Raw genomic sequence first — 23,656 nt, 5'->3', positions numbered from 1 at the left:
GGTTTCGCTCTTGCCCTGTCGGACCATATCCAGTATTCAAGCGCCTCTGTCCGGGCGGCCCTAGCGGGTCGCCTTAAAACATTGTGAGTTACGATCATGGCCGTTCCTAAGAAGAAGACCTCCAAGTCGAAGCGCAACATGCGCCGTTCGCACGATGGCTTGACCGCCGCCGCCTATAACGAGTGCGGTAACTGCGGCGAGCTGAAGCGCCCGCACCATGTCTGCGGCTCCTGCGGCCAGTATGACGGCCGTGAAGTGTCCGCGACCGCTCCGGCCGCCGCCTGATTGGCGTCGGTACCGGTCCAGGTTTACGCGGATTAAGGACGTCGAACGGAAGTGACAACGCGCCTGCGCATCGCCTTGGACGCCATGGGTGGCGACCATGCTCCTGACATGGTCGTCGCTGGCGCCGACCTTGCCCGTGAGCGCTGCCCCAATGTCGACTTCCTGTTCGTCGGCGACGAAGCGCGCATCAACGTCCTGTTGGAACGCCACCCGGCTTTGAAGCCCATTTCCGCGGTCAGGCATACGCCGGATTTCGTGGCAATGGACGCCAAGCCGTCGGTGGCGCTTCGTGCTGGGCGCAATTCCAGCATGCGGCTGGCCATCGATGCGGTGGCGGCGGGCGATGCGGCCTGCGTGGTCTCGGCCGGGAATACCGGCGCGCTGATGGCCATCGCCAAGTTCGTGCTGAAGACCCTGCCCGGCATCGACCGCCCGGCCATCGCCTCCATCCTGCCCACGCAGCGCGGGGAGCTGGTGATGCTGGACCTGGGTGCCAACCTGGAATGCGATGCCGACAATCTGGTGCAGTTTGCCGTCATGGGCACGGTGTTCAGCCGCACGGTCCTGGGCCTGCTGAACCCGACCATCGGCCTGCTGAATGTCGGGTCGGAGGAACAGAAGGGGCATGAGCAGATCCGCGAGGCGGCTGCCGCCTTGCGTCAGACCCCGCTCGCCCCGCAGTTCCATGGCTTCATCGAAGGCAATGACCTGGCGTTGGGCACCGTGGATGTGGTGGTCACCGACGGCTTCACCGGCAATGTCGCGCTGAAGACGGCGGAAGGTACGGCCAAGCTCTACGCGGAATTCCTGCGCCGGACCTTCCTGTCCTCCACCCTGGCCAAGCTGGGCTATCTGCTGGCCAAGGGCGCCTTCAACAAGCTGCGCCAGCGCATGGACCCGCGCCGTTACAACGGGGCGATGTTCCTGGGCCTGCGCGGCATCTGCGTGAAAAGCCATGGCGGCACCGATGCCGTCGGCTTCTCCAACGCCATCGCGACGGCGGCGAACATGGCCAATCATGGTTTCAATGAAAAGATCCGTGACCAGCTGGCGGTATTGCAGGCGGCCCTGACCGCCGCCGCCGACAAGGCCAAGGACGAGAGCGCAACGGGTAGCGAAACGGCGGTGCAGTAATGGCCATCCGGTCGGTGATTCTGGGCTGCGGGTCATACCTGCCCGCCAAGGTGATGACGAATGCCGATCTGGCGCAGATCGTTGACACCTCCGACGACTGGATCACGGAACGCACGGGCATCAAGTCGCGCCATATCGCGGCCGACGGTGAACTGACCTCCGATCTGGCCTATAACGCCGCCGTCGCGGCACTCGCCCATGCCGGTGTGGGTGCTAATGAGCTGGACCTGATTGTCCTGGCGACCGCCACGCCCGACAATACCTTCCCCGCCACTGCCGTGAAGGTGCAGGCCCGTCTGGGCATGACCCGGGGGGCCGCGTTCGACGTGCAGGCCGTGTGCTCCGGCTTCGTCTATGCCCTGTCGGTGGCCGACAATTTCATCAAGGCCGGGCAGGCGAAGACCGTGCTGGTCATCGGGGCGGAAACCTTCTCCCGCATCCTGGACTGGAACGACCGCACCACCTGCGTGCTGTTCGGCGACGGTGCGGGTGCCGTGGTGCTGCGCGCCCAGGACGGGGCCGGCAATTCCGACGACCAGGGCATCCTGTCCACGCATCTGCATTCCGATGGCAACCATCACGACCTGCTCTATGTCGATGGCGGCCCGTCCAGCACCCAGACCGTGGGCCATGTCCGCATGCGCGGGCAGGAAGTGTTCAAGCATGCCGTGGTCAATCTGGCCGATGTGGTCAAGGAAGCCCTGGCCGCCAACGACCTGACGGCGGATGCCATCGACTGGCTGGTGCCGCACCAAGCCAACCGCCGCATCATTGAAGGTACGGGCCGCAAGCTGAAACTGCCGGCCGAACGGGTGGTGGTCACTGTCGATCATCATGGCAACACGTCCGCTGCCAGCATCCCGCTGGCCCTGGCCGAGGCGGTGCATGATGGCCGTATCAAGCGCGGCCAGCTGCTGCTGCTGGAAGCCATGGGTGGCGGCTTCACCTGGGGCGGGGCGCTGGTCCGGTTCTAGGCTTGTTTCTCAAGCGCCGGCGCCGCATCCGCGGCTTGGCTTCACGCCGCATGGGCGGCGCGGCGGCAGTCGCCGCCGACCAATGGTCAAACATTTTGACCATTGGTATAAGCGGGTTTTCGTGGCCGGCCGTAGGTCAGGTCGAGCCGCAGGCGAACCCTGACAAGCGACAGTGCCGATAAATGTCAGGGCTCGGGCTGACGCCCTCGACCTGACCTACGGCATTTCTGCCGGATGGGGTCAGCTTTGGCCGCCAACCATCTGAATTGACGGATTTCTCCGGTCAAAGTACCGTCATCCCCAGATAAATCGGGGAGGACGAACATGACCGAAACAGTCACCCGCGCGCAGTTGAGCGAGGCCGTCTACCAGGAGGTGGGCCTGTCCCGCAACGAATCCGCCGATCTGGTGGAAAGCGTGCTGGATGAGATCGCCGACGCGCTGGCCAATGGCGACATGGTCAAGATCTCCTCCTTCGGCAGTTTCGCCGTGCGCTCCAAGGGGCAGCGCATCGGCCGCAACCCCAAGACGGGTGAGGAAGTGCCGATCCTGCCGCGCAAGGTGCTGGTCTTCCGCGCCTCCCACGTGCTGAAGAGCCGCATCAACGAGCGGTTCGAGGCCGCCGAAGCCGCGAAAGGCTGACCTTGTCGATGATCGAGGAAACCAGCGACGGGGCGCGAGCGAAGGCAGGGGCGTCCAAATCCGCCTCCGCCTTCCGCACCATCAGCGAGGTTTCCGTCGATCTGGAGGTCCCCCAGCACGTCCTGCGTTTCTGGGAAACCAAGTTCCCCCAGATCAAGCCCCTGAAGCGCGGTGGCGGCCGGCGCTATTACCGCCCCGACGATGTCGAGCTGTTGCGCCGTATCCAGGCGCTGCTTTACCAGGACGGTTACACGATCAAGGGCGTGCAGAAGCTGCTGCGCGAGTCGCGGGGCCTGGCCGGCCTGCCCATGCCCGGCACCCGCATGCCCAGCCTGTTCGACGAAGATGAGGGCGGCGAGGACAGCTCCGCCGAGGAACTGGCGCTACTGGCCGCCGAGGGCGATGAGGCGGACGAACCGATCCCCGAAAAGCCCGCACCGAAGCGCCGCAAGCCACCCCTGTCGCCGGAAGTGCGGGAGGTGTTGTCGGATATCCTGCTGGAATTGACCGCATTGCGGCGGCTGTTGGATTGAGGGTTTACGCCCGCCGCCACACCCGCAAGCCCAACAGCGCCAGCACGATCGCCAGATACACCAGCGGTTCCAGCGGCCAGCTTTTCACCAGCATCACATAATGCAGGGCACCGGCCAGCACCGCCGGATAGACCAGCCTGTGCAGACGGTTCCAGTTGCGCCCGCCCAGCCGGCGGATGGCGGCGTTGAAGCTGGTGGCGGCCAGCGGCACCAGCAGCAGGAACCCCGCCATGCCGATGGTGATATAGGGCCGCTTGACGATGTCGGCCCACACCGCCCGCCAGTCCAGCCCCTGGTCCAGCCAGACATAGATTGCCAGATGCAGCACGACATAGAGGAAGGCCGTTAGCCCCACCGCCCGACGGTATTTCAGCAGCCCGATGCCGAATTCCCGGCGCAATGGCGTGATCGCCAGCCCCAGGATCAGGAACCGCAGGGCCCATTCGCCCATGGCATGTTCCAGGGTCTTCAGCGGATCGGCCCCCAGGTCGCCATAGAGCGCCTGATAGAGATACCAGCCGGCCGGCAGCAGCCCCGCCAGATAGACGGGCCAGGTGGGAAAGCGCGGCTGGATGCGCAGATTGGCCAGCGCCATCAATAGAACTTCCGCAGATCCATGCCGGTATAGAGGCTGGCCACCTGCTCCCCATAGCCGTTGAACGGCAGGGTCGGGCGGCGCTTGGCGAACAGGCCGCCGCCATCGCCGATGCGCCGTTCCGTTGCCTGGCTCCAGCGCGGATGATCGACCTCGGGATTCACATTGGAATAGAAGCCGTACTCCTGCGGCGCCTGGAGGTTCCAGCTGGTAGCCGGCTGCTTGTCGGTGAGCGTGATGCGCACGATCGATTTGATGCCCTTGAACCCGTATTTCCACGGCACGACGAGCCGCAGCGGCGCCCCGTTCTGGTTGGGCAGGGGCTGGCCATAGAGGCCGGTGGCCAGCAGGGTCAGGGGGTTCATCGCCTCATCCAGGCGCAAACCCTCCACATAGGGCCAGTCCAGGATCTTGAAGAACCCGCCCTGGCCCGACATTTCCGACGGACGCACCAGCGTTTCGAACGCCACGAACTTCGCGCCGGCCTGCGGTTCCACCCGTTTCAGCAGGGATGCCAGGGGAAAACCCGTCCAGGGGATGACCATGGACCAGCCTTCCACGCAGCGCATGCGGTAGATGCGCTCCTCCAGCGCGACCTGTTTCAGGATGTCGTCCAGATGGTAATCACCCGGCTTGCCCACCATGCCGTCGATCTTCACCGTCCAGGGAACGGTGGTCAGGCGGCCGGCATTGCGGGCCGGGTCGGACTTGTCGGTGCCGAACTCGTAGAAATTATTGTAGCTGGTGATGTCCTTCAGGCTGGTGGGCGCCTCGTCGGTGGAAAACGGGCTTTTCACCGCCGCCCGCGCCGCGCCGGCGCCTGCCAGCATCAGCCCGCCGAACCCGGCCAGCAGGCGGCGGCGATCCAGGTACAGGCCGTGCGGCGTGACGTCGCGCTCGTTCAGGTCCGGGGCATGGCGCAGCAGCATGGGAACGCTTCCTTCTCGGTGCAGGGCACACAGATAGATAAGCCGACCAACCATGCCAAAACAGTATCCTGTGTCACATCATGCGTCGATTTGGCTTTTTCAGTTGCGAGTAATTTGCAATACAAAGCGCAAACCAACGGAGGGCAGTATGCAGATCAACGCGAAACTCTGGATCGGTGTCGGTTTGACCGTGGCCTTGGGTCAGGCGGGCGCCGTGATGGCCCAGGACAGCCATGCCGGTCATGGCACCACCCCGCCGGCCGTCGCAGAGGGTGGCGAGGGCGGTGAGCTGGGTGCCTTCGACAGCCTTTCGGAGGACCAGCAGCTCCAGGGTTCCCTGGGCCTGATCCGGGGCCACCTGACGGTGGGCCGCGAACTGTATACCGGCGGGCGCGGCAGCGACGCCATCCCGCACTTCCTGCACCCGGCGGAAGAGATCTATGACGGCGCCCGTCCCACGCTGGATGGTCGTAAGGTCGGGTTCGAAAAGGAACTGGACGCCGTGGTGGCCCTAGCCCGCAAGAACGCGCCGGCCACCGATGTCGCCAAGGCCCTGGACGCGGTGGAAAAGGCCGTCGCCAAGGCGGAGGCCACCATCCCCGCCGCCGACCGCGCCAAGCCGGGCTTCCTGACCCCCGTCATCGCCACCCTGCTGCGCACCGCCGCGGCGGAATATGCGGCGGCGGTGGAGGAGGGCGTGATCACCAGCCCCATGGAATATCAGGACGGCCGCGGCTTCTACGCCATCGCCAAGGTCTATCTAGGCCGCCTGTCGGCCTCGGTCACCAGCAGCGATCCGGCCGGCAATGTCGCCAAATCCATGGACAAGCTGGCCCCCGTCTGGGCCACCTTGCAGCCGCCCAAGGGCAAGGCCACGCCGCCGGGCGAGGTTTCGGCCCTGGTCTCCAACGTCGAACTGGCGCTGAGCCGCCTGCGCTGAGCATGTGGGAAATTTCCGCCTTCGCCCGCTTGCGGGAGAGGGAGGGGCCCAAGCCGTGAGGCTTGGGAGGGAGAGGGAACAAGGCTGACGTTCGGCCACCACTCCCTCCCACCGTTACGCGGCGGGTCCCTCCCTCCCCCATCAAGGGGGAGGGCGTAAATTCCGGCCCATGTGAAAGCGCAAAAGGGATTTAGGTGTGAAGATGTACAAGGGTTGGCGTTCCGTATCGGCACTGGCGGCCGTCACCCTTGCTTTCACCTTCGGCCTGGCCGGCCCGCAGGCCCAGGCCGACCGACCGGCCAATTTGGCGGCCTGGGTGCGACCCGACACCGCCCCCTACCCAGCCGACAATCCCTTCACCCAGGCCAAGCTGGACCTGGGCAAGCGGCTGTTCACGGACAAGCGCCTGTCCGGCGGCAACAGTATGTCCTGTTCCAGCTGCCATGACCCGGCCAAGGGCTTCTCCGATGCCCGCCCCCGCGCGGTAGGTGAGGGGGGTGAAGCCGGGCCGATGCATACGCCGACCCTGTGGAATCTGGCTTGGACCGAACAGCTGTTCTGGGATGGTCGTGCCGGCAGCCTGGAGAAACAGGCGCTGGGCCCCATCGCTAATCCCATCGAGATGAACCAGGATCTGGCCACCCTGACGGCCGAACTGGCCGGCGACCGGGACCTGGAAGCCGCCTTCGCCAGGGCCTTCCCGCAGGACCCGGTGATCAGCCTGGACAATATCGCCAAGGCCATCGCCATCTTCGAACGCACCCTGGTGTCGCCCGCCACGCCCTTCGACCGCTGGATCGCCGGTGACGAGGGTGCGATCAGCGCATCGGCCAAGCGCGGCTTCACCCTGTTCGACGGCAGGGCCGCCTGTTCGAACTGCCACAAGGGCTGGGCCTTCACCGATGGTGCCTTCCACGATATCGGGTTGCCGGGTACCGGGCCGGGGCGCGGCGGCGTGGTCGGGCATCCGGAACTGTTCAACAGCTGGAAGACCCCCACGCTGCGCGAACTGGGCCGCAGCGCGCCCTATATGCATGATGGCTCCATCGCCGACCTGAAGGGCGTGCTGCGCCATTATGTGAGCGGCGCGGTGCATCGCCCCACCCTGTCGCGCGACCTGCCGCACCAGTTGGACCTGGCCGAGGCTGAACAGGCCGATGTGCTGGCCTTCCTGGCCACGCTGGATGCCGATCCCACCGCCTTGCCGGCCACCGTCGCCGCCGTCAGCGCCGTCGATCCCGCACCATTGGCCGCCAACGGCCCGGCCCCGTCGCGGATCGAGGTGAGCCAGCAGAACACGGCGTTCTCCGTACCCGGCGTGCGCCTGCGCAAGGGTGGCACGCTGGTCATCCATAACGAGGATACGCGCGTCCATAATATCCGCGTCTTCTCCGCCGACATGGATTATGACAGCGGCGTGCAGGACCCCGGCCAGTCGGTGGAGGTGCTGTTCGACAAGAATGGCCGCTTCCGCGCCGTCTGCAACATCCATCCCAAGATGAAGATGAGCGTCGAGGTAGTGGAACAGTAAGGCCGTAGGTCGGGTCGAGGACGAAGTCCGAGCCCCGACAGGAAAGGCTTTCCGGCAATGCTGTCAGGGCTCGCCTTCGGCTCGACCTGACCTACGCCCGCGCCAATGCCGCCAGCTTGCCCAGGGTCGTCCAGTTGCGCGAGGTACCGGTGACCCCGGCCGCCTTCAGCACCTTCACTGGATCGATCGCCTTTTGCAGGATGGCCCCGGCGAAATCCAGATAGAGCACGTCGCCGGACAGATGCAGCCGAGCCGGCCCATCCCCGATCAGTGCGGCCAGCCGCTCCGCCGCCGCCTTATCGGGCGCACCCGACAGGAAGAACACCAGCAGATGGTTGGGCGTCGCCTCGGCCGCATCCGGGAAGGGATTGCCGGCGATGGCCGCCTCCAACGCCGTTGCATCGCGCAGCACATGGTCGGCCGTGAAGCCGAATCGTGCCGCGAACGCCGCCGGCAGCCGCTCCGCCAGACCCTCGCCGCTCTGCGCATCGAAGACGATGTTCCCGGATTGCAGCAGGGTGCGGACGCGGGTGAAGCCCATCTCCTCGTAAAGCTGCTTCCACAGCGCCATCTTCACGATCTTGTTGCCGCCGACATTGACGCCGCGCAGCAGGCAGACATGGGTTGTCATTGTTTTCCCCCTCAGGCCAGCCGCAGCGTGGCGATGCCCGCCAGGACAAGCAAGGCCGATCCCGCGCGCCAGCGCCCCACCGGTTCCTTCAGCCATAATTTCGCGATCAGCAGGGCGAAGATCACGCTGGTCTCGCGCAGCGCCGCCACCAGGGCGATGGGCGCATGGGTCATGGCCCAGATGGCGATGCCATAGCCGGTCAGTGCCATGGCCCCGCCCACCAGGTCACACCGCCATCCGGCCCGCATGGCCTGCCACAGCCCGGCCGCGCCGCGCCGGGCCCAGGCCAGCGCCACCATCGGCGGAGCGTTCAGGATGAACAGCCAGGCGGTATAGGACACGCTGTCCCCACCGGCCCGCGCCCCCAGCCCGTCCACCGTCGTATATCCGGCGATGAAGGATGCCGTGGCCAGCGCCATCAGCACCGGCCTTGGATCGGTGCGCAAGCCCGCCCCACCGCGCAGGGCCAGGGCCGCAATGCCCGCCGCGATCAGCAGCACCGCCAGCCCTTCCGCCGGGCGCAGCATATCCGTGCCCAGCAGCAGCCCGGTCAGCGCCACCAGCGGCGGGGCCGCCCCCCGCGCCACCGGATAGACCTGCGACAGGTCGCCCAGCCGGTAGGTGCGCACCAGAAAGACCTGATAGGCGGTGTGGAAGCCCAGCGAGGCCGCCAGATAGGGCCAGGCCGCCGGTGGCAGCGGCCCGGCAAAGGGCAGCAGGAACAGCCCCGCCACGGCGCACCAGACATTCAGCATGGTGATCCCCACCAGCCGGTCGCCCCCGCCCTTCAGCAGGCTGTTCCACCCCGCATGCATCACCGCCGCCAGCAACACCAGCGGCACCACCCATTCGCCCATCGCCTGTTCCAACCGGTTTGTCACCGGAACAATACCAGCAGCCACTGCAAATGGCTGCTGGAGGCCGGCGACTGCCGGCCCGCGCCCCATAGCGCGCAAGCCAAGGGCGCGGATGCGCCCGCCCGGCGCCTGAGGGCGCACAATACCTGCAACGGTGCCATGCAGCACCTTGATGATGATAAACGGCTGATGGGGTGAAAATCACTGTTGCCAAGGCCGGAGCCCTTGGCTATAACCCCGCCCACTTCACCGCGGCGCCCCGATAGCTCAGCGGTAGAGCAACCGCTTCGTAAGCGGTAGGCCGTTGGTTCAAATCCGACTCGGGGCACCATCCTCCACCCTTTTCTTCTTGGGTGGCTGCTTGATGAAGCCGGTGACGATTATCCATCTTCTGCTGAAGCATTTGTCAAAACGCCTGTTTCGACACGACGGATATCGTCCCTTTAAAACCCCACAATCCATTTTCAACCGCCCCCGCAACGCGGCTGCATTGCCTGTCTGCCGCTTGTCGTTAGGGGCATATTAGTATTACTAATCACCCTCATAACCTCCGACCTCCCCTGCCCAGGGAACGGCTTGTCACAGCGGGTCCGTTAGCGGTAACAATACCGCCGACCGGCCCCGGACGAACCGGACGGCCAGGAGGAAACACGTCAAGCGGGAGTGCATGATGTCTCTGCATGGGAAACTGCTGATCGGCCGTAGCCGCATCGCCACCGAGTCCGGGTTCAAGGCCGTCGATCCCGCCGCCGATGCGCAGATCGAGCCGGCCTTCGCCCAGGCCACGCCGGCCCATGTCGATCAGGCCTGCGCCCTGGCCTGGGCCGCCTTCGACGGCTTCCGCGAGACATCGCCGGAGGATCGCGCCCGCTTCCTGGAAAAGATCGCCGACAATATCGTCGCCATCGGTGACGCGCTGCTGGAGCGTGCGGGCGCCGAGACCGGCCTGCCCCGCGCCCGGCTGGAAGGCGAGCGCGGCCGCACCGTGGGCCAGCTGCGCCTGTTCGCCGCCGTGCTGCGCAATGGCGACTGGCTGGGTGCGCGCATCGACGGTGCCCTGCCGGAACGCAAGCCGCTGCCGCGCGCCGACCTGCGCCTGCGCAACATCCCCGTCGGCCCCGTGGCCGTGTTCGGCGCGTCGAACTTCCCGCTGGCCTTCTCCGTCGCCGGTGGTGACACGGCCTCGGCTCTTGCCGCCGGCTGCCCCGTGGTGGTGAAGGTGCATTCCGCCCATCCCGGTACGTCGGAACTGGTGGGCGAGGCCATCGCCGCCGCCGTGGCCGAGCTGGGCCTGCATGAGGGCGTGTTCTCCATGCTGTCGGGCACGCAGCGTGATTTCGGTCAGGCCCTGGTCGCCGACCCGCGCATCAAGGCCGTGGGCTTCACCGGCTCGCGCGGGGGCGGTCAGGCCCTGATCCGCATCGCCCAGTCGCGCCCGGAGCCCATCCCCGTCTATGCGGAGATGAGCAGCATCAACCCCGTCGTCCTGCTGCCCGCCGCCCTGTCGGCTCGCGCCGAAGCGCTGGGTGCCGCCTTTGTCGGTTCCCTGACCATGGGTGCCGGCCAGTTCTGCACCAACCCCGGCCTGATCCTGGCCGTGGACGGCCCGGACCTGGAGCGGTTCACGACCGCCGCCGCCGCCGCGCTCGCCAACACCGCCCCCATCACCATGCTGACGCCCGGCATCTGCCAGGCCTATCGCACGGGCGTGGAGGCACTGGCCGGCCATGAAAAGGTCACCACCGTTGCCCGCGTGGCAGAGGCCGGTGGCAACAAGGGTGCCGGTGCCCTGTTCAGCGTCACGGCGGCCGACTTCCTGTCCGACCATGCACTGGGGGCGGAAGTGTTCGGATCGTCGTCGGTCATCATCCGCTGCGCCGATGTCGGCGTGCTGAAGGATGTGTTGGAGCATCTGGAAGGCCAGCTGACGGCTACGCTGCACCTGGACGAGGGCGACCATGAGGTGGCGGCCGGGTTGCTGCCGACCCTGGAGCGTCGCGCCGGCCGCATCCTGGCCAATGGCTGGCCCACGGGGGTGGAAGTGTGCCACGCCATGGTGCATGGCGGCCCGTTCCCCGCCACCAGCGATCCGCGCGCCACCTCGGTCGGCACGCTGGCCATCGACCGCTTCCTGCGCCCCGTCTGCTATCAGGACATCCCCGATGCCCTGCTGCCGGTCGCCCTGAAGCGCGCCAACCCGCTGGGCCTGAACCGCCGCATCGACGGCGTGGTGCAGAAGGCTTGAACCGGTCAATCACACGCGCTTCGCTTTCGTGCATCGCGCAACGAAGCGAAGCGCGTGTGATCACCCTTTGTACAGCGGTGTTTCATCCGCCTTAAGTTCGGCATTGAGCAGAACGCATTTCCCATTGCTCTTAACAACCAAGCTGATGGGCCGGCAGGTTTCACCGTCGTCAACCGATATCTCGACCAACAGGTCCTGATCCTCGAATGTCCGCAGCTCTTGGATCAACTGCCTGATTGTCTTGCCCCTGGTGACCCAGTCCGGCTGGGTGACGGGTTCTTCTGTCATGATGATCTTCAGCACGGGTTTCATTGAGGGCCGGTGATCACCCAGCCCTCAATGACAATCTCAGCCCTGCTTCTCCAGCGCCGCCACACCCGGCAGCACCTTGCCTTCCAGCCATTCCAGGAACGCCCCACCAGCCGTGGAGACATAGGAGAAGCGGCTGGCCACGCCGGCATGCTCCAGCGCCGCCACCGTGTCGCCTCCACCGGCCACCGACAGCAGCTTGCCTTGCGCCGTCAGGTTGGCGGCGATGGCGGCCACGGCGTTGGTGGCGCTGTCGAACGGCACTAGTTCGAACGCGCCGAACGGGCCGTTCCAGACCAGGGTCTTGGCCCCTTCCAGCTTCTTGCCGACCAGTTCCACGGTCGCGGGACCGGCATCCAGCATCATCTCGCCCTCCCGGATGTCGGTGACGGCGGTGACGCGATGCTCGGCATTGGCCTTGAATTCCTTGGACATCAGGCCATCGACGGGCAGCACGATCTCGCACCCGCCGACGGCCGCCTTCTCCATGATGGCGCGCGCCTGGTCGGCCATGTCGCGCTCGCACAGGGACGATCCGACGGACACGCCCTTGGCGAACAGGAAGGTGTTGGCCATGCCGCCGCCCAGCACCAGGATGTCGACCTTCGAAACCATGTTGAGCAGCAGTTCCAGCTTGGTGGAGATCTTGGCCCCGCCGACCACGGCCGCCACCGGCCGCTCCGGTGCCGCCAGCGCCTTGCCCAGCGCTTCCAGTTCCGCCTGCATCAGCCGGCCGGCGGCCGACGGCAGCAGGTGGGCGATGCCCTCGGTGGAGGCATGGGCGCGGTGGGCGGACGAAAACGCGTCATTCACATAGACATCGCCCAGGGCCGCCAGACCCTTGGCCAGTTCCGGATCATTCTTTTCCTCACCCGCATGGAAGCGGGTATTTTCCAGCAGCAGCGTGCCGCCGGCCGGCAGAGCCGCAACGGCGGACGCCGCCGCTTCACCCACGCAATCCGTGGCGAAGGCCACCGGGCCGCCCAGGGCCTTTTCCAGGGCCGGCACCACCTGGCGCAGGCTGTTCTTCTCGTCCGGGCCGTTCTTGGGACGGCCGAAATGCGACATGACGACGACCTTGGCGCCCTTCGCCGCGATCTCCTTCAGCGTCGGCACCAGCCGGTCGATGCGGGTGGTGTCGGTGACCTGCCCATCGGCGACGGGCACGTTCAAATCGGCACGGACAAGCACGGTCTTACCGGTGACGTCGATGGTGTCGAGGGTCTGGAAGCGCATGGAGAAGGTCCCCGTCAGGATATGTTTGGGCAGGCGATGCCGGGCGGCAGGAAACACCATTGCGGGGCGGCTTTCAACCGCCACCCCCTGGCGGGTTGGTTGCAAAAAAATCGCCGCGCGCGATAGACAGCCCTTCACGGAATTGTCATCGTTGACCTGAAACGGCCGGAATCCGGGGCGAATCAGCCCGCCGGCCGTGTTTTGGCATGTTTGTGGTGTGCTTATGTCCAGCCTGGAGATTGAACTGAAACTGGCGGTGGCGCCGTCCGACATGGACCGGCTGCGCGGGCTTTCCTGCCTGTCCGACACCATCGCCAAGCCCAAGGTCAAGTCGCTGGACAGCATCTATTTCGATACCGAGGACCGCCGGCTGGTGGCCGCCGGCCTGTCCCTGCGCGTCCGCCGCGTGGGCCGCAAGCTGATCCAGACCCTGAAATCGGCACCCAAGCCCGGCGCCGGCGCCCTGGTGCGCGGCGAATGGGAGGTGGAGGTGGCCCATCCCCGCCCCGACCTGTCGCTGCTGCCCGATCCCACGGTGATCGAGGGGTTGGGGGAGATCGCCAATGACGATCTGGTACCGGTATTCGAAACCCGCATCCGCCGCCAGATCCGCCATCTCTCCCCCCGCGCCGGCCTGGTGGTGGAGGTGGCGCTGGACCAGGGGGAGATCGTGGCGCCGGGCGGCCTGTCCCTGCCCGTGCATGAGGCGGAACTGGAACTGACCGAGGGCACGGACACCGCCGCCCTTTACGATCTGGCCCGCGCCATCCATGCCGAGGTGCCCGTGCGCCTGGAGATGGAGACCAAGTCGGCGCGTGGCTATGCGCTTTCCTCCGGCGCCACGCCGGTCAGCGCCAAAGCCACCAAGCTGGTGCTGGCCCCCGACGCGACGGTGGAGGATGCCTTGTCCGCCATCGTCCGCCATTGTCTGGGCCATATGATGGCCAATGAGCCGGTGACCCGCCTGGGCCGGGACCCGGAGGGCGTGCACCAGATGCGCGTGGCGCTGCGCCGCCTGCGCTCCGCCCTGCAGATCTTCAAGCCCTTCATCCCCGCCGACCAGATGGACAGTTTGGGTCCCCGCGTGAAGGATCTGGCCAGCGCCCTGGGCCCGGCGCGGGAATGGGATGTGTTCCTGGGTGAGCTGCTGCCGCCCGTCAGCGTCGCCCTTCAGGGCCATGATGGCTTGGCCTCGCTGGAAATGGCAGCGCGTGCGGCGCGTGATCGCGGCTATGCCCAGGTCCGCGCCACCCTGGCCGACCCCGCCCATACCGCCCTGCTGCTGGATCTGGCCGCCTGGGTCGATGGCCGTGGCTGGCGCAACCAGCCGGTCAGTGAGCAATCGACCTTGCTGTTGTCGCCGGTGATCGATATGGCGGGCGCCCTGCTGGACAAGCGCCACCGTCAGGCGCGCAAGCGCGGGCGCGGCTTCGCCCGTCTGGCCCCCGCCCCCCGGCATGAGCTGCGTATATCCTTGAAGAAGCTGCGCTATGCCGCCGATTTCTTCCGCTCGCTGTACGAGGGCAAGGCGCTGCGCCGGTTCCTGGAGGATATGTCGGCCTTCCAGGACCGGCTGGGCCATTTGCAGGATGTTGCCACGGTGGACAAGCTGGTGGCCGAACTGGAAGGCACCGCCGGTGCAGCATTGCCCGCCGACTGGCGCCTGGGGGCGGGGTTGGTCGCCGGCTGGCACGCCCGTGGCCTGCATGATCTGGAAGAGGATACGGTGGCCGACTGGCACCGTTTCGCCGACGCCAAGCCCTTCTGGCAGGATGGCAAGGAAGACGGGGATGGCGAGCGCTGAGCCCGGCCGCCGCCTGTTGAAAGCATAAGGAAATTCCATGCGCACGATTCTGGTCAGCAACATCAAGGGCGGTGTCGGCAAGACGACCATCGCCACGCATCTGGCCGCCTATTTCGCCGGCCATGGGCACAAGACGGCGCTGGCCGACCTGGACCGGCAGAAATCTTCCCTGGGCTGGCTGAAGACGCGGCCGGAAACGGCATCGCCCATCCAGGGGCTGGATTGGGTGAAGGAAATCGGCAAGCCGCCATCGGGCACCGGTCGCCTGGTCATCGATGCGCCCGCCGCCATGCGGCCCAAGGATGTGGAGGAACTGATCCGCCTGTCCGACGTGGTGGTGCTGCCCGTCCTGCCCGGCGCATTCGACGAGGCGGCGACGGCCCGTTTCCTGGACAAGCTGGAAGAGGTCAAGGCCATCGCCAAGGATAAGGTGCCGGTGGCCATCGTCGGCAACCGTCTGCGCGCCCGCACCAAGGCGGCCGACCGGCTGGATACATTCCTGGCCGGTGTGGGGCATCAGGTGGTAGCCCGGCTGCGCGACAGCCAGATGTATACCGACCTGGCGTCGGAGGGCCTGACCCTGTTCGACCAGAAGGCCAAGCGCGCCGCCGACCTGCGAGCCGACTGGACGCCGCTGCTGGCGTTTGTGGGGTAGAGCGGCTTTCGGTTCACCGAAAACCGTTCCGGCGACGACTGCCGCCGCAGCGCTCATGCGCCCGTGAAGCCAAGCCGCGGATGCGGCGCCGGCGTTTGAGGCACCTCCAGCGTCAGGCGGTAGCCTTCAGCCGTGCCCTGAGTGCCAGCACGCGGTTGCCATAGTCGCGGCCGCGGGCCGTGTCCATCCAGGTATGGTAACGGCCGATGGCCAGTGCCGGATCATCCGGCAGGCTGTCCAGCGCTTCGCGCAGGATGCCGGCACCGACGCGCAGGTTGATGTCGGCATGCAGCAGGTGGCTGATGTCGGGCACGCGGTGGGCATGCCAGCGCACATTCACCTGCATCCAGCCCAGATCGGCATCCTTGACATCCTCCGCCGGCAACCGGTGGATCAGGTCCATCGCCGCCTCGAAATTCTCCGGATGATAGGATTCGGTGGTGGTGCGCACGGCATAGGGCCAGGGGCCGGTCCGACCCCGCCGGTCGAAACGGCTTTCGACATAGGAGACGGCGTAGAGCAGATAGGGGTCCAGCTGCGCCAGCCGCCCCGTCTGCTCCCAGATCGTGCCGGACAGCGACAGGGCCCTTGCCGGGGCCGCCGCCAATGCCAGCCCAGCCGCCGCCGTGGCCAGCAGGGCGCGGCGGGTGAGGGGCTTATGCGGCGGGTTGCGATCCATGCGCTGTCATAACCTGCCGATTTTGCCGCGTCCAGATTGGCTCAGCGTTTACGTTTGGTGGGCTGGGCATGCGCCCAGGCCATGCGCAGGGCCGCGTCCAGTTCCGGTTCCGTCAGGTTGGCCAAGGTACCCGTGGTCCAGCCCTGCCGGCCCCAGCCATTGGGAATGGCGGCGAAGGCATCGGATGCCACGGTGCATTTCAGTTCCTGCTCATCCGGCGTGAATTTGAAATTGGCGGTCAGCGCGTCGGGCGCCAGGGTGACATAGGTGCGTGCCACCTTGAAGGCGGCGCGGTCGAAATGCGGATACTCCTCCGTCCCCGCCAGACCCAGCGCCAGCCGGCGCAGATCGTCCCCCGATGCCATGTCCGGTCTCCCTGATGCCTTGTGTGTCGATTGTGGGGGCGGCGGGCGGCGGTGCCAAGCCTTGACGTGCCGGGCCGCCGGGTCGTAGCTGTTTGCCATGGGCACTGTCTCCACCACCTATGACGATATCCTGGCCTGCGCCCGATCGCTGATCGTGGCGGGTGGGTATAATGGCTTCAGCTATGCCGACATCGCCAAGGTGGTGGGCATCCGCAATGCCAGCATCCACCATCATTTCCCGGCCAAGGCCGATCTGGTCCGGGTGCTGGTTGCCCGTTATCGGGAAGAGGCGGCGGCGGGTCTGGCGGCGTTGGCACAACATGTCGGCGATCCCGCCGGGCAGCTGCGGGCATATCTGGGCTATTGGCAGGGCTGCATCGCCGATGACAGCGCACCCATCTGCGTCTGTGCCCTGCTGGCCAGCCAGATCCCCGTGCTGCCGGCGGAGGTGGCGGGCGAGGTGCAGGGGCATTTCCGCATGCTGTCGGGCTGGCTGGCGGATGTTCTGGAACGCGGTGCACGGGATGGCAGCCTGCGCCTGACCGGCGGTGCGGGGGCGGAGGCGGAATTGGTGATCGCCACCGTTCACGGCGCCATGCTGTCCGCGCGCGCCCATGGTGATGCCGCCTTGTTCGGCGCTATCACCCGTCCGCTGCTGGAGCGGCTGATCATTCAGGCCTGATTGCGGACCGCACTTTCGTGGAGCGCTGTGCGTGCCCGCACAGACTCCCTACTAATAGGTAGGTATGTTCGCCTTGTTATCGGGAACCAACCCGTCACTCTTCTGACAAGGACCGCTCCATGTTCGGCATTTCCCCCCTCGGCTGGCTGCATACGCTGGGCAGCCTGCCCGCCATTCCTGCCGCGCTTTACATGCTGGTCCGACATGGCCAGATCGTGCCGCGCTCCCCGGCCGGGGCGGTCTATTTCGTCTCCATGCTGATCGGCGGTATCACCGCCTTCCTCGTGGCGCATCAGCCGGTGAGCTATGGCATCGGTGCCGTCACCATCCTGTTCCTGCTGGCCGGCTATGGCGTGGGGCTGCTGCCGAGCCTGGGGCGGGCGGGTCGCTATATCGAGACGGTCAGCCTGAGCCTGACCGTGTTCCTGCTGATGGTACCCACGGTCACCGAGACCTTGCGCCGGGTGCCCGACGGTCATCCGCTGGTCGCCGACATGAACGCCCCGCTGCTGCTGGGCTCCCACGCTGCGCTGCTGGCCATGCTGGTCATCGGTGTGACGGTGCAGATCATCCATCTGCGCCGGTTGGGCCGGATCGGTGTCGCGGTGACACGGCGTGGCTGATCGCCAGCCCCGCCCCTTCCTTGCGCGGCGCGCGTGAAACGAGTAGCGTTCGCAGCGCAGCATTCGGGGACAGGGGTGGGCATACGTGGGACAATCGGCCAGTGCGGCGCATGACGCGCCGCGATCCTCGTTCGGCGCCCTGTTCCTGTCCGCCATTGGCGTGGTGTTCGGCGATATCGGCACCAGCCCGCTCTATGCCATGAAAGAGGCGTTCGCCGGCCCGCATCCGTTGCCGGTGGACCGCATGCATGTGCTGGGCGTGCTGTCGCTGGTGTTCTGGACCGTGATGCTGGTGGTGTCGATCAAGTATGTCGCCATCATCATGCGCGCCGACAATGAAGGGGAGGGCAGTTCCTTCGCCCTTCTGGCCCTGTTGCAGAAGGCGCTGTCCAAGAATGCCAGGCTGACGACGCTCGCGGGTGCGCTGGGTGTGTTCGCAGCTGCACTGTTTTATGGCGACAGCGCCATTACCCCGGCCATTTCCGTGCTGTCGGCGGTGGAAGGCCTGCAGGTCGCCGCGCCCGACATGGCGCCCTGGACCCTGCCCATCGCCATCGTCATCCTGGTCGGGCTGTTCGCGGTGCAATCCAAGGGATCGGCGGCGCTGGGCGGGGCCTTCGGCACGCTGATGCTGATCTGGTTCGTTGTGCTGGCCGTACTGGGCATCAGCAATATCGGCAAGGCGCCGGGGGTGCTGGCGGCCCTGTCGCCGCATTATGCTGTGGCCTTCCTGGCGCATGACGGCTGGATCGGCTTCCTGGCGCTGGGCAGCGTCGTGCTGTCGGTGACGGGGGCGGAGGCGCTATACGCCGATATGGGCCATTTCGGGCGCGGGCCGATCCGGCTGGCCTGGTACATGCTGGTCTGGCCGGCACTAATGCTGAACTATTTCGGGCAGGGTGCGCTGCTGCTGACCAATCCGGACGCGGCTTCCAATCCGTTCTTCTTCATGGGGCCGCCCTGGGCGGCCATGCCGCTGGTGGTGCTGGCGACCTTCGCCACCATCATCGCCAGCCAGGCGGTAATCTCCGGCGCCTTCTCTGTGACCAGACAGGCCATCCAGCTGGGTTATCTGCCGCGGATGAACATCATCCATACCTCGGAAAAGGAGATGGGGCAGATCTATATGCCCTTCATCAACTGGTCCTTGATGATCGCCGTGGTGGGGCTGGTACTGGGCTTCGGATCGTCGACCAACCTGGCGTCGGCCTACGGCGTGGCGGTGACCGGCACGATGATGATCACCACGACGCTGGTGGCTATGCTAGCCTTCCACCATTGGGGATGGAACGGCAAGTTCGCCATGGGCTTCTTCATCCTGCTGCTGCTGGTCGATGCCGCCTATTTCCTGGCGACGGCGACCAAGATCACCCATGGCGGCTGGTTCCCGCTGGCGGCCGGCATCGTGGCCTTTACCCTGATGACCACCTGGAAGATGGGCCGCAAGCTGCTGCACGCCAAGCTCCGCGACAGCGCCATGCCGTTGCAGGAATTCCTCAATACCCTGTCGCAGCGCATCACGCGCGTGCCCGGCACGTCGATCTTCCTGACCTCCGATCCCGATGGCGTGCCGCTGGCCATGCTGCACAACCTGAAGCACAACCATGTCCTGCATGACCGGGTGGTGGTTATGACGGTGAAGGTGACGGAACGGCCGCGCGTGCCCATCGGCGAACGCATCGTGTCGGAAAAGCTGCGCGACGACGTGTTCCGCGTCACCATGTATTGCGGCTTCATGGACGATCCCGACGTGCCCAAGGCGCTGGCGAACGCCAAGCGCACCGATCTTGGCTTCGATTACGAGCCGCTGCGCATCTCGTACTTCCTGACGCGGGAGACGGTGGTGCCGTCGGCGGAGCCGGGCATGGCGCCGTGGCGGGAAGAGCTGTTCGCCTTCCTGATGCGCAGCGCCACGACCACCGCCGACTTCTTCCACCTGCCGCTGAACCGCGTGGTGGAGCTGGGCGGTCATGTGGAGATTTGATCTCGGCGGTAACGGGCAGGTGTCGTGCCCGTCCATTGCCGGAAAGCGCGGTTGAAGGCCGCGGGTTCGGCGAACCCGAGAAGTGCTGTTATGTCGGCGATGGACAGGTCCGGCCGGGCCAGGGCGTCCCGCGCCAGTTCCAGCCGCAGCCGGTCCTTGATCGCCTGGAACGAGGTTCCCTCCTGCCGCAGCATGCGGCGCAGGGTGGCCGGCGAGCAGCGCAGCGCCGCCGCAGCGGCATCGGCCACGGGCCAGTCGGCCGGCGGGCGGCGGCGCAGCAGGTTGGCCACACGCCGGCTGTAGCCGTCGGGATTGCGGTATTTGACCAGGAAGCTTTCCGGCGCCTGGTTCAGGAAAGCCTGCGCCGTCCGCGTATCCTGGGCCACGGGCAGGGACAGGGTGGCGGCGTCGAACCACAGGCGGCAGGCGGGCTGGTCGAAGCGCAGCTGGGTGCTGAACAGCACGTAATATTCCCCGGCGCGGGCTGGCTGCGGATAGGGGAACTCCGCCTCATCGATCACGATGCGGCGGCGGGCCAGCCAGCAGGCGATGCCGTGGATATAGACGAACAGGGTTTCCGCCGCGAAGGGGAACAAGGGCTGGCCGGGGCTTGTGGGCACGATCTCCAGTGCCGCCCGCCGCCCGTCGCGGACCAGACCGACACGCAGATCGTCCAGGATGGTGTTGTAGGACCGGCAGAGCAGGGTCAGGGCCCGTCCCAGATCCTCCCCGCGGAGCGCCAGCAGGCAGGAGAGCGCGAAGGACCCGACCTTCATGCGGCGGCTGTCCAGGCCGAAGAATTCGTCGTCCAGCAACTGCGCCAGCAGCCGCAGCAGCGCACCATAGGCCTGCACCGGCACCCGCGCGTCGGGGCGGGACAGGAGTGCGGGATCGATCCCCGCCTTGCGCAGGATGGGGGCGGCCTGCATCCCGCGCGCCAGTGCCCCCGTCAGGGCGGCGGCGGCGAACTGGATGGAGATGCTGCCCTTATCCGCCAATTCCCCGACCTATTCGCGATTGACATAAGTGATCAGGAAATTTGATCGCAACGGTTATGGCTGATCGGAAGCGACAAGTCTACGCTGGGGCCCAACCAACCAATCCAGATGCCCGAGGAATGCCATGAGCGCCGATCCCATCGTCATCGTCTCCGCCGCCCGTACCGCCATGGGCGGCATGATGGGTGACCTGTCCGGTCTGACCGCCGCCCAGCTGGGTGCCGTCGCCGTGAAGGCGGCCGTGGAGCGCGCCGGCATTTCCGGCGACAGCGTGCAGGAACTGCTGATGGGCAATGTGCTGCAGGCGGGCCAGGGCCAGGCGCCGGGCCGGCAGGCGGCACTGGGTGCCGGGCTGCCGCTGTCGGTCACCTGCTCCACCCTGAACAAGATGTGCGGCAGCGGCATGAAGACCACCATGCTGGCCCATGACCTGATCCTGGCCGGCAGCGCCGATGTGGTGGTGGCCGCCGGCATGGAGAGCATGTCGAACGCGCCCTATCTGTTGGATCGCGCGCGGGGCGGGTATCGTTACGGTCATGCAACGATGTATGACCATATGGCGCTGGACGGTCTGGAGGATGCGTATGAGCGCGGGCGCGCCATGGGCACCTATGCCGAGGATACGGCCACCCATTTCGGCTTCACCCGCGAGGCGCAGGATGCCTATGCCCTGGAAAGCCTGCGCCGCGCCAAGGCCGCCGTCGATGACGGCACCTTCGATACGGAGGTGGCGCCCGTCACGGTGAAGGGCCGCGGTGGCGACGTGGTAGTGGCCAAGGACGAGCAGCCGGGCAAGGGCCGCCCTGACAAGATCCCCACGCTGAAGCCGGCCTTCCGCAAGGATGGCACCGTGACGGCGGCCAACAGCAGCTCGATCAGCGACGGGGCGGCAGCATTGGTGCTGATGCGCGCGTCGGAAGCGGAAAAGCGCGGCCTGTCGCCGCTGGCCCGCATCGTCGGCCATGCCAGCCACGCCCGCGCCCCGGCCTGGTTCACCACCGCCCCGGTGGGCGCCATGCAGGACCTGTTCGCCAAGACCGGCTGGGGCGTGAAGGATGTCGACCTGTTCGAGATCAACGAGGCCTTCGCTGTCGTTGCCATGGCGGCGATGAAGGAGTTGGGGCTGGACCATGCCAAGGTCAATGTCCATGGCGGCGCCTGCGCGCTGGGCCACCCGATCGGCGCATCGGGTGCGCGTATTCTGGTGACCCTGCTGCATGCGCTGAAGAAGCATGGGCTGAAGCGGGGCGTGGGCAGCCTGTGCATCGGCGGCGGTGAGGCGACGGCGATGGCGGTGGAGCTGGTGTAACCGCCTGCTCCTACTCCTTCCCGTCATCCCGGCGGAAGCCGGGACCCAGGGGCCACAAGCAATACCCTATCGGCGGCGGCGTTCAACGCGGCTGCACTGTCGGGCGCGCCGCCCCTGGGTCCCGGCTTCCGCCGGGATGACGGGAGAGGTGGCGTAACCGCTTTCCAAAAGGACCCACCCCATGCTTCTCACCGAAGAACAGGTCATGATCCGCGACATGGCGCGGCAGTTCGCCCGCGAACGTCTGGCCCCCGGTGCGGCCGAGCGCGACCGCGAGAGCCGGTTCCCGGCGGACGAGTTGCGGGAGATGGGTGACCTTGGCCTGCTGGGCATGGTGGTGCCCGAGGAATGGGGCGGGGCGGGGGCCGATGCCGTGTCCTATGCGCTGGCCATCGAGGAGATCGCGGCCGGGGATGGCGCCATCTCCACCATCATGAGCGTGCATAATTCCGTGGGTTGCGCCCCCATCCTGAAGTTCGGCAACCCGGAGCAGAAGGAACGCTACCTGCGCCCCATGGCGGCGGGCCGGTTGCTGGGTGCCTTCTGCCTGACGGAGCCGCAGGCGGGGTCGGATGCGTCGGCGCTGAAGACCCGTGCGGTCCAGGATGGCGACCATTATGTGCTGAACGGCGCCAAGCAGTTCATCACCAATGGCCAGCATGCCGGCGTGGCCCTGGTCTTCGCCGTCACCGATCCGGCCGCCGGCAAGAAGGGCATCTCGGCCTTCCTCGTTCCCACCGACAATCCGGGATACAAGGTGGCGCGGCTGGAGCACAAGCTGGGCCAGCGCAGTTCCGACACCGCGCAGATCCTGCTGGAGGATGCGCGGGTCCCGGCCTCTGCCATGCTGGGCAAGCCCGGCGATGGCTATCGCATCGCGCTGGCTAATCTGGAGGGCGGGCGCATCGGCATCGCATCGCAGTCGGTGGGCATGGCCCAGGCGGCGTTCGAGGCGGCGCGGGATTATGCGCGGGACCGCACCTCCATGGGTGTGCCGATCATCGAGCATCAGGCCGTGTCCTTCCGCCTGGCTGACATGGCGACGCGGATCGAGGCGGCGCGGCAGCTGGTGCTGCATGCCGCCAGCCTGCGCGGGGCCGGTCAGCCTTGTCTGAAAGAAGCGTCGATGGCCAAGCTGTTCGCGTCCGAAATGGCTGAACGTGTCTGTTCCGATGCCATCCAGACCTTCGGCGGCTATGGCTATGTCGAGGATTTCCCGGTGGAGCGCATCTATCGCGATGTGCGCGTCTGCCAGATCTATGAAGGCACCAGCGACATCCAACGGCTGGTGATCGCGCGGAACCTGTGAGGCGGTAATTAAGTGAAAATAATTCATGATCCCCCTCTTGTTGTGGGTGGCTGACGATTTCCACATATATGTAGTGGGTGTGCATCACCTGTAAGCGGGCTGTGTCTGTTCGTTATCGGAGGGTGTTATGGGGACCATTACGATCAAGGGTGGACGTTTTACTAACAATGGTCGCGCTGGCATTGGTATTGTCGGTGAAGTTGGGGGCACAAATATTCATATTGAAGATGTCGAATTGGATGGAAATGGGCTTGATGGAATTTTGATAGAAGATGCGCCTTTGATAGAAAATGATAATAAAAAAGAATCTTCTTCTCTTGGTGGGGCGGCTAAATGGGTTGGTGACAATATTGGTTCTGCGATGATATCTGGAGTTGTCGGAAAAATTTTGGGGTAACGGGCAGCTC

General features: G+C 66.1%; 25 protein-coding genes and 1 tRNA gene. 17 read left to right on the top strand and 9 right to left on the bottom strand.

Annotated elements, in window-relative coordinates; all coding sequences use genetic code 11:
- Positions 1-96: 96 nt before the first annotated feature.
- From rpmF to ACM9HJ_RS29765, 5 genes are all read left to right on the top strand, one after another.
- On the top strand, positions 97-285 hold the full coding sequence (gene rpmF, locus ACM9HJ_RS29785) for a 50S ribosomal protein L32 (protein WP_416575440.1): 189 nt from the start codon (positions 97-99) through the stop codon (positions 283-285).
- A gap of 51 nt (positions 286-336) precedes the next feature.
- Positions 337-1,419 carry a phosphate acyltransferase PlsX gene (gene plsX, locus ACM9HJ_RS29780; RefSeq protein ID WP_416575439.1) on the top strand — a complete coding sequence of 361 codons (1,083 nt, stop codon included), beginning with the start codon at positions 337-339 and terminating at the stop codon, positions 1,417-1,419.
- Entirely contained in the window at positions 1,419-2,393 is a 975-nt protein-coding gene (locus ACM9HJ_RS29775; RefSeq protein ID WP_416575438.1) for a beta-ketoacyl-ACP synthase III, read from the top strand. The genes plsX and ACM9HJ_RS29775 overlap by 1 nt, the downstream gene beginning before the upstream one ends.
- Positions 2,394-2,717: 324 nt before the next feature.
- Positions 2,718-3,035, top strand: a complete 318-nt coding sequence (locus ACM9HJ_RS29770) for an integration host factor subunit alpha (protein ID WP_416575437.1) — start codon at positions 2,718-2,720, stop codon at positions 3,033-3,035.
- A gap of 8 nt (positions 3,036-3,043) precedes the next feature.
- Positions 3,044-3,568, top strand: coding sequence for a MerR family transcriptional regulator (locus ACM9HJ_RS29765; protein WP_416575451.1), 525 nt, complete (start codon positions 3,044-3,046; stop codon positions 3,566-3,568).
- 4 nt (positions 3,569-3,572) lie between these two features.
- Here ACM9HJ_RS29765 and msrQ read toward each other — a convergent pair whose 3' ends face one another.
- Both msrQ and msrP read right to left on the bottom strand, forming a co-directional pair.
- Entirely contained in the window at positions 3,573-4,163 is a 591-nt protein-coding gene (gene msrQ / locus ACM9HJ_RS29760; RefSeq protein ID WP_416575436.1) for a protein-methionine-sulfoxide reductase heme-binding subunit MsrQ, read from the bottom strand.
- Positions 4,163-5,092, bottom strand: coding sequence for a protein-methionine-sulfoxide reductase catalytic subunit MsrP (msrP, locus tag ACM9HJ_RS29755; protein ID WP_416575435.1), 930 nt, complete (start codon positions 5,090-5,092; stop codon positions 4,163-4,165). Before msrP ends, msrQ begins: the two co-directional genes overlap by 1 nt.
- 148 nt (positions 5,093-5,240) lie before the next feature.
- On the opposite strand from msrP, the gene ACM9HJ_RS29750 reads away from it, so the two are divergent.
- Entirely contained in the window at positions 5,241-6,032 is a 792-nt protein-coding gene (locus tag ACM9HJ_RS29750) for a hypothetical protein (protein ID WP_416575434.1), read from the top strand.
- A 202-nt stretch (positions 6,033-6,234) separates the two neighbouring features.
- Positions 6,235-7,563: a cytochrome c peroxidase gene (locus ACM9HJ_RS29745; protein ID WP_416575433.1), complete on the top strand. Its 1,329-nt coding sequence runs from the start codon at positions 6,235-6,237 to the stop codon at positions 7,561-7,563.
- Between the two features lie 91 nt (positions 7,564-7,654).
- On the opposite strand, the gene ACM9HJ_RS29740 is transcribed toward ACM9HJ_RS29745, so the two are convergent.
- Both ACM9HJ_RS29740 and ACM9HJ_RS29735 read right to left on the bottom strand, forming a co-directional pair.
- On the bottom strand, positions 7,655-8,194 hold the full coding sequence (locus ACM9HJ_RS29740; RefSeq protein WP_416575432.1) for a DUF1697 domain-containing protein: 540 nt from the start codon (positions 8,192-8,194) through the stop codon (positions 7,655-7,657).
- Between the two features lie 11 nt (positions 8,195-8,205).
- Positions 8,206-9,051 carry an EamA family transporter gene (locus ACM9HJ_RS29735; protein WP_416575431.1) on the bottom strand — a complete coding sequence of 282 codons (846 nt, stop codon included), beginning with the start codon at positions 9,049-9,051 and terminating at the stop codon, positions 8,206-8,208.
- A gap of 256 nt (positions 9,052-9,307) precedes the next feature.
- Between ACM9HJ_RS29735 and ACM9HJ_RS29730 the strand changes: the two genes are divergently transcribed.
- Together ACM9HJ_RS29730 and ACM9HJ_RS29725 are read left to right on the top strand one after the other, a co-directional pair.
- Positions 9,308-9,382, top strand: a tRNA-Thr gene (locus ACM9HJ_RS29730).
- Between the two features lie 336 nt (positions 9,383-9,718).
- A complete protein-coding gene (locus ACM9HJ_RS29725; protein WP_416575430.1) occupies positions 9,719-11,296 on the top strand; it encodes an aldehyde dehydrogenase (NADP(+)) in 1,578 nt (525 codons plus the stop codon).
- Between the two features lie 60 nt (positions 11,297-11,356).
- Here ACM9HJ_RS29725 and ACM9HJ_RS29720 read toward each other — a convergent pair whose 3' ends face one another.
- Positions 11,357-11,599, bottom strand: coding sequence for a hypothetical protein (locus ACM9HJ_RS29720; protein ID WP_416575429.1), 243 nt, complete (start codon positions 11,597-11,599; stop codon positions 11,357-11,359).
- Between the two features lie 45 nt (positions 11,600-11,644).
- A complete protein-coding gene (locus ACM9HJ_RS29715) occupies positions 11,645-12,841 on the bottom strand; it encodes a phosphoglycerate kinase (protein WP_416575428.1) in 1,197 nt (398 codons plus the stop codon).
- A 223-nt stretch (positions 12,842-13,064) separates the two neighbouring features.
- On the opposite strand from ACM9HJ_RS29715, the gene ACM9HJ_RS29710 reads away from it, so the two are divergent.
- Together ACM9HJ_RS29710 and ACM9HJ_RS29705 are read left to right on the top strand one after the other, a co-directional pair.
- Positions 13,065-14,645: a CHAD domain-containing protein gene (locus ACM9HJ_RS29710; RefSeq protein ID WP_416575427.1), complete on the top strand. Its 1,581-nt coding sequence runs from the start codon at positions 13,065-13,067 to the stop codon at positions 14,643-14,645.
- A 37-nt stretch (positions 14,646-14,682) separates the two neighbouring features.
- Positions 14,683-15,300 (top strand): ParA family protein, encoded by a 618-nt coding sequence (locus ACM9HJ_RS29705; protein ID WP_416575426.1) that lies wholly within the window; start codon positions 14,683-14,685, stop codon positions 15,298-15,300.
- A gap of 112 nt (positions 15,301-15,412) precedes the next feature.
- Here ACM9HJ_RS29705 and ACM9HJ_RS29700 read toward each other — a convergent pair whose 3' ends face one another.
- Both ACM9HJ_RS29700 and ACM9HJ_RS29695 read right to left on the bottom strand, forming a co-directional pair.
- Positions 15,413-15,979: a hypothetical protein gene (locus ACM9HJ_RS29700; RefSeq protein WP_416575425.1), complete on the bottom strand. Its 567-nt coding sequence runs from the start codon at positions 15,977-15,979 to the stop codon at positions 15,413-15,415.
- Positions 15,980-16,020: 41 nt separating this feature from the next.
- Positions 16,021-16,344 carry an MmcQ/YjbR family DNA-binding protein gene (locus ACM9HJ_RS29695; RefSeq protein WP_416575424.1) on the bottom strand — a complete coding sequence of 108 codons (324 nt, stop codon included), beginning with the start codon at positions 16,342-16,344 and terminating at the stop codon, positions 16,021-16,023.
- Positions 16,345-16,441: 97 nt separating this feature from the next.
- On the opposite strand from ACM9HJ_RS29695, the gene ACM9HJ_RS29690 reads away from it, so the two are divergent.
- From ACM9HJ_RS29690 to ACM9HJ_RS29680, 3 genes are all read left to right on the top strand, one after another.
- Complete coding sequence (locus tag ACM9HJ_RS29690; RefSeq protein WP_416575423.1) at positions 16,442-17,026, top strand: TetR/AcrR family transcriptional regulator; 585 nt, start codon at positions 16,442-16,444, stop codon at positions 17,024-17,026.
- A gap of 119 nt (positions 17,027-17,145) precedes the next feature.
- Complete coding sequence (locus ACM9HJ_RS29685; protein WP_416575422.1) at positions 17,146-17,649, top strand: hypothetical protein; 504 nt, start codon at positions 17,146-17,148, stop codon at positions 17,647-17,649.
- An 85-nt stretch (positions 17,650-17,734) separates the two neighbouring features.
- Positions 17,735-19,633, top strand: coding sequence for a potassium transporter Kup (locus tag ACM9HJ_RS29680; protein ID WP_416575421.1), 1,899 nt, complete (start codon positions 17,735-17,737; stop codon positions 19,631-19,633).
- Here the strand turns inward: ACM9HJ_RS29680 and ACM9HJ_RS29675 are convergent.
- A complete protein-coding gene (locus ACM9HJ_RS29675) occupies positions 19,618-20,631 on the bottom strand; it encodes an AraC family transcriptional regulator (protein ID WP_416575420.1) in 1,014 nt (337 codons plus the stop codon). The two genes, ACM9HJ_RS29680 and ACM9HJ_RS29675, sit on opposite strands and share 16 nt — an antisense overlap.
- 124 nt (positions 20,632-20,755) lie before the next feature.
- Here ACM9HJ_RS29675 and ACM9HJ_RS29670 point away from each other — a divergent pair, with 124 nt between their 5' ends.
- The 3 genes from ACM9HJ_RS29670 to ACM9HJ_RS29660 all read left to right on the top strand — a co-directional run bounded on the left by ACM9HJ_RS29670 (position 20,756) and on the right by ACM9HJ_RS29660 (position 23,646).
- Positions 20,756-21,940, top strand: coding sequence for an acetyl-CoA C-acyltransferase (locus tag ACM9HJ_RS29670; RefSeq protein ID WP_416575419.1), 1,185 nt, complete (start codon positions 20,756-20,758; stop codon positions 21,938-21,940).
- Positions 21,941-22,121: 181 nt separating this feature from the next.
- Entirely contained in the window at positions 22,122-23,249 is a 1,128-nt protein-coding gene (locus ACM9HJ_RS29665; protein ID WP_416575418.1) for an acyl-CoA dehydrogenase, read from the top strand.
- A 127-nt stretch (positions 23,250-23,376) separates the two neighbouring features.
- On the top strand, positions 23,377-23,646 hold the full coding sequence (locus tag ACM9HJ_RS29660) for a hypothetical protein (RefSeq protein ID WP_416575417.1): 270 nt from the start codon (positions 23,377-23,379) through the stop codon (positions 23,644-23,646).
- The last annotated feature ends 10 nt before the right edge of the window (positions 23,647-23,656 follow it).

The organism is Niveispirillum sp. KHB5.9 (assembly GCF_048066115.1).
GTDB lineage: Bacteria > Pseudomonadota > Alphaproteobacteria > Azospirillales > Azospirillaceae > Niveispirillum.
This window is presented reverse-complemented; position numbering and strand designations above follow the sequence as displayed.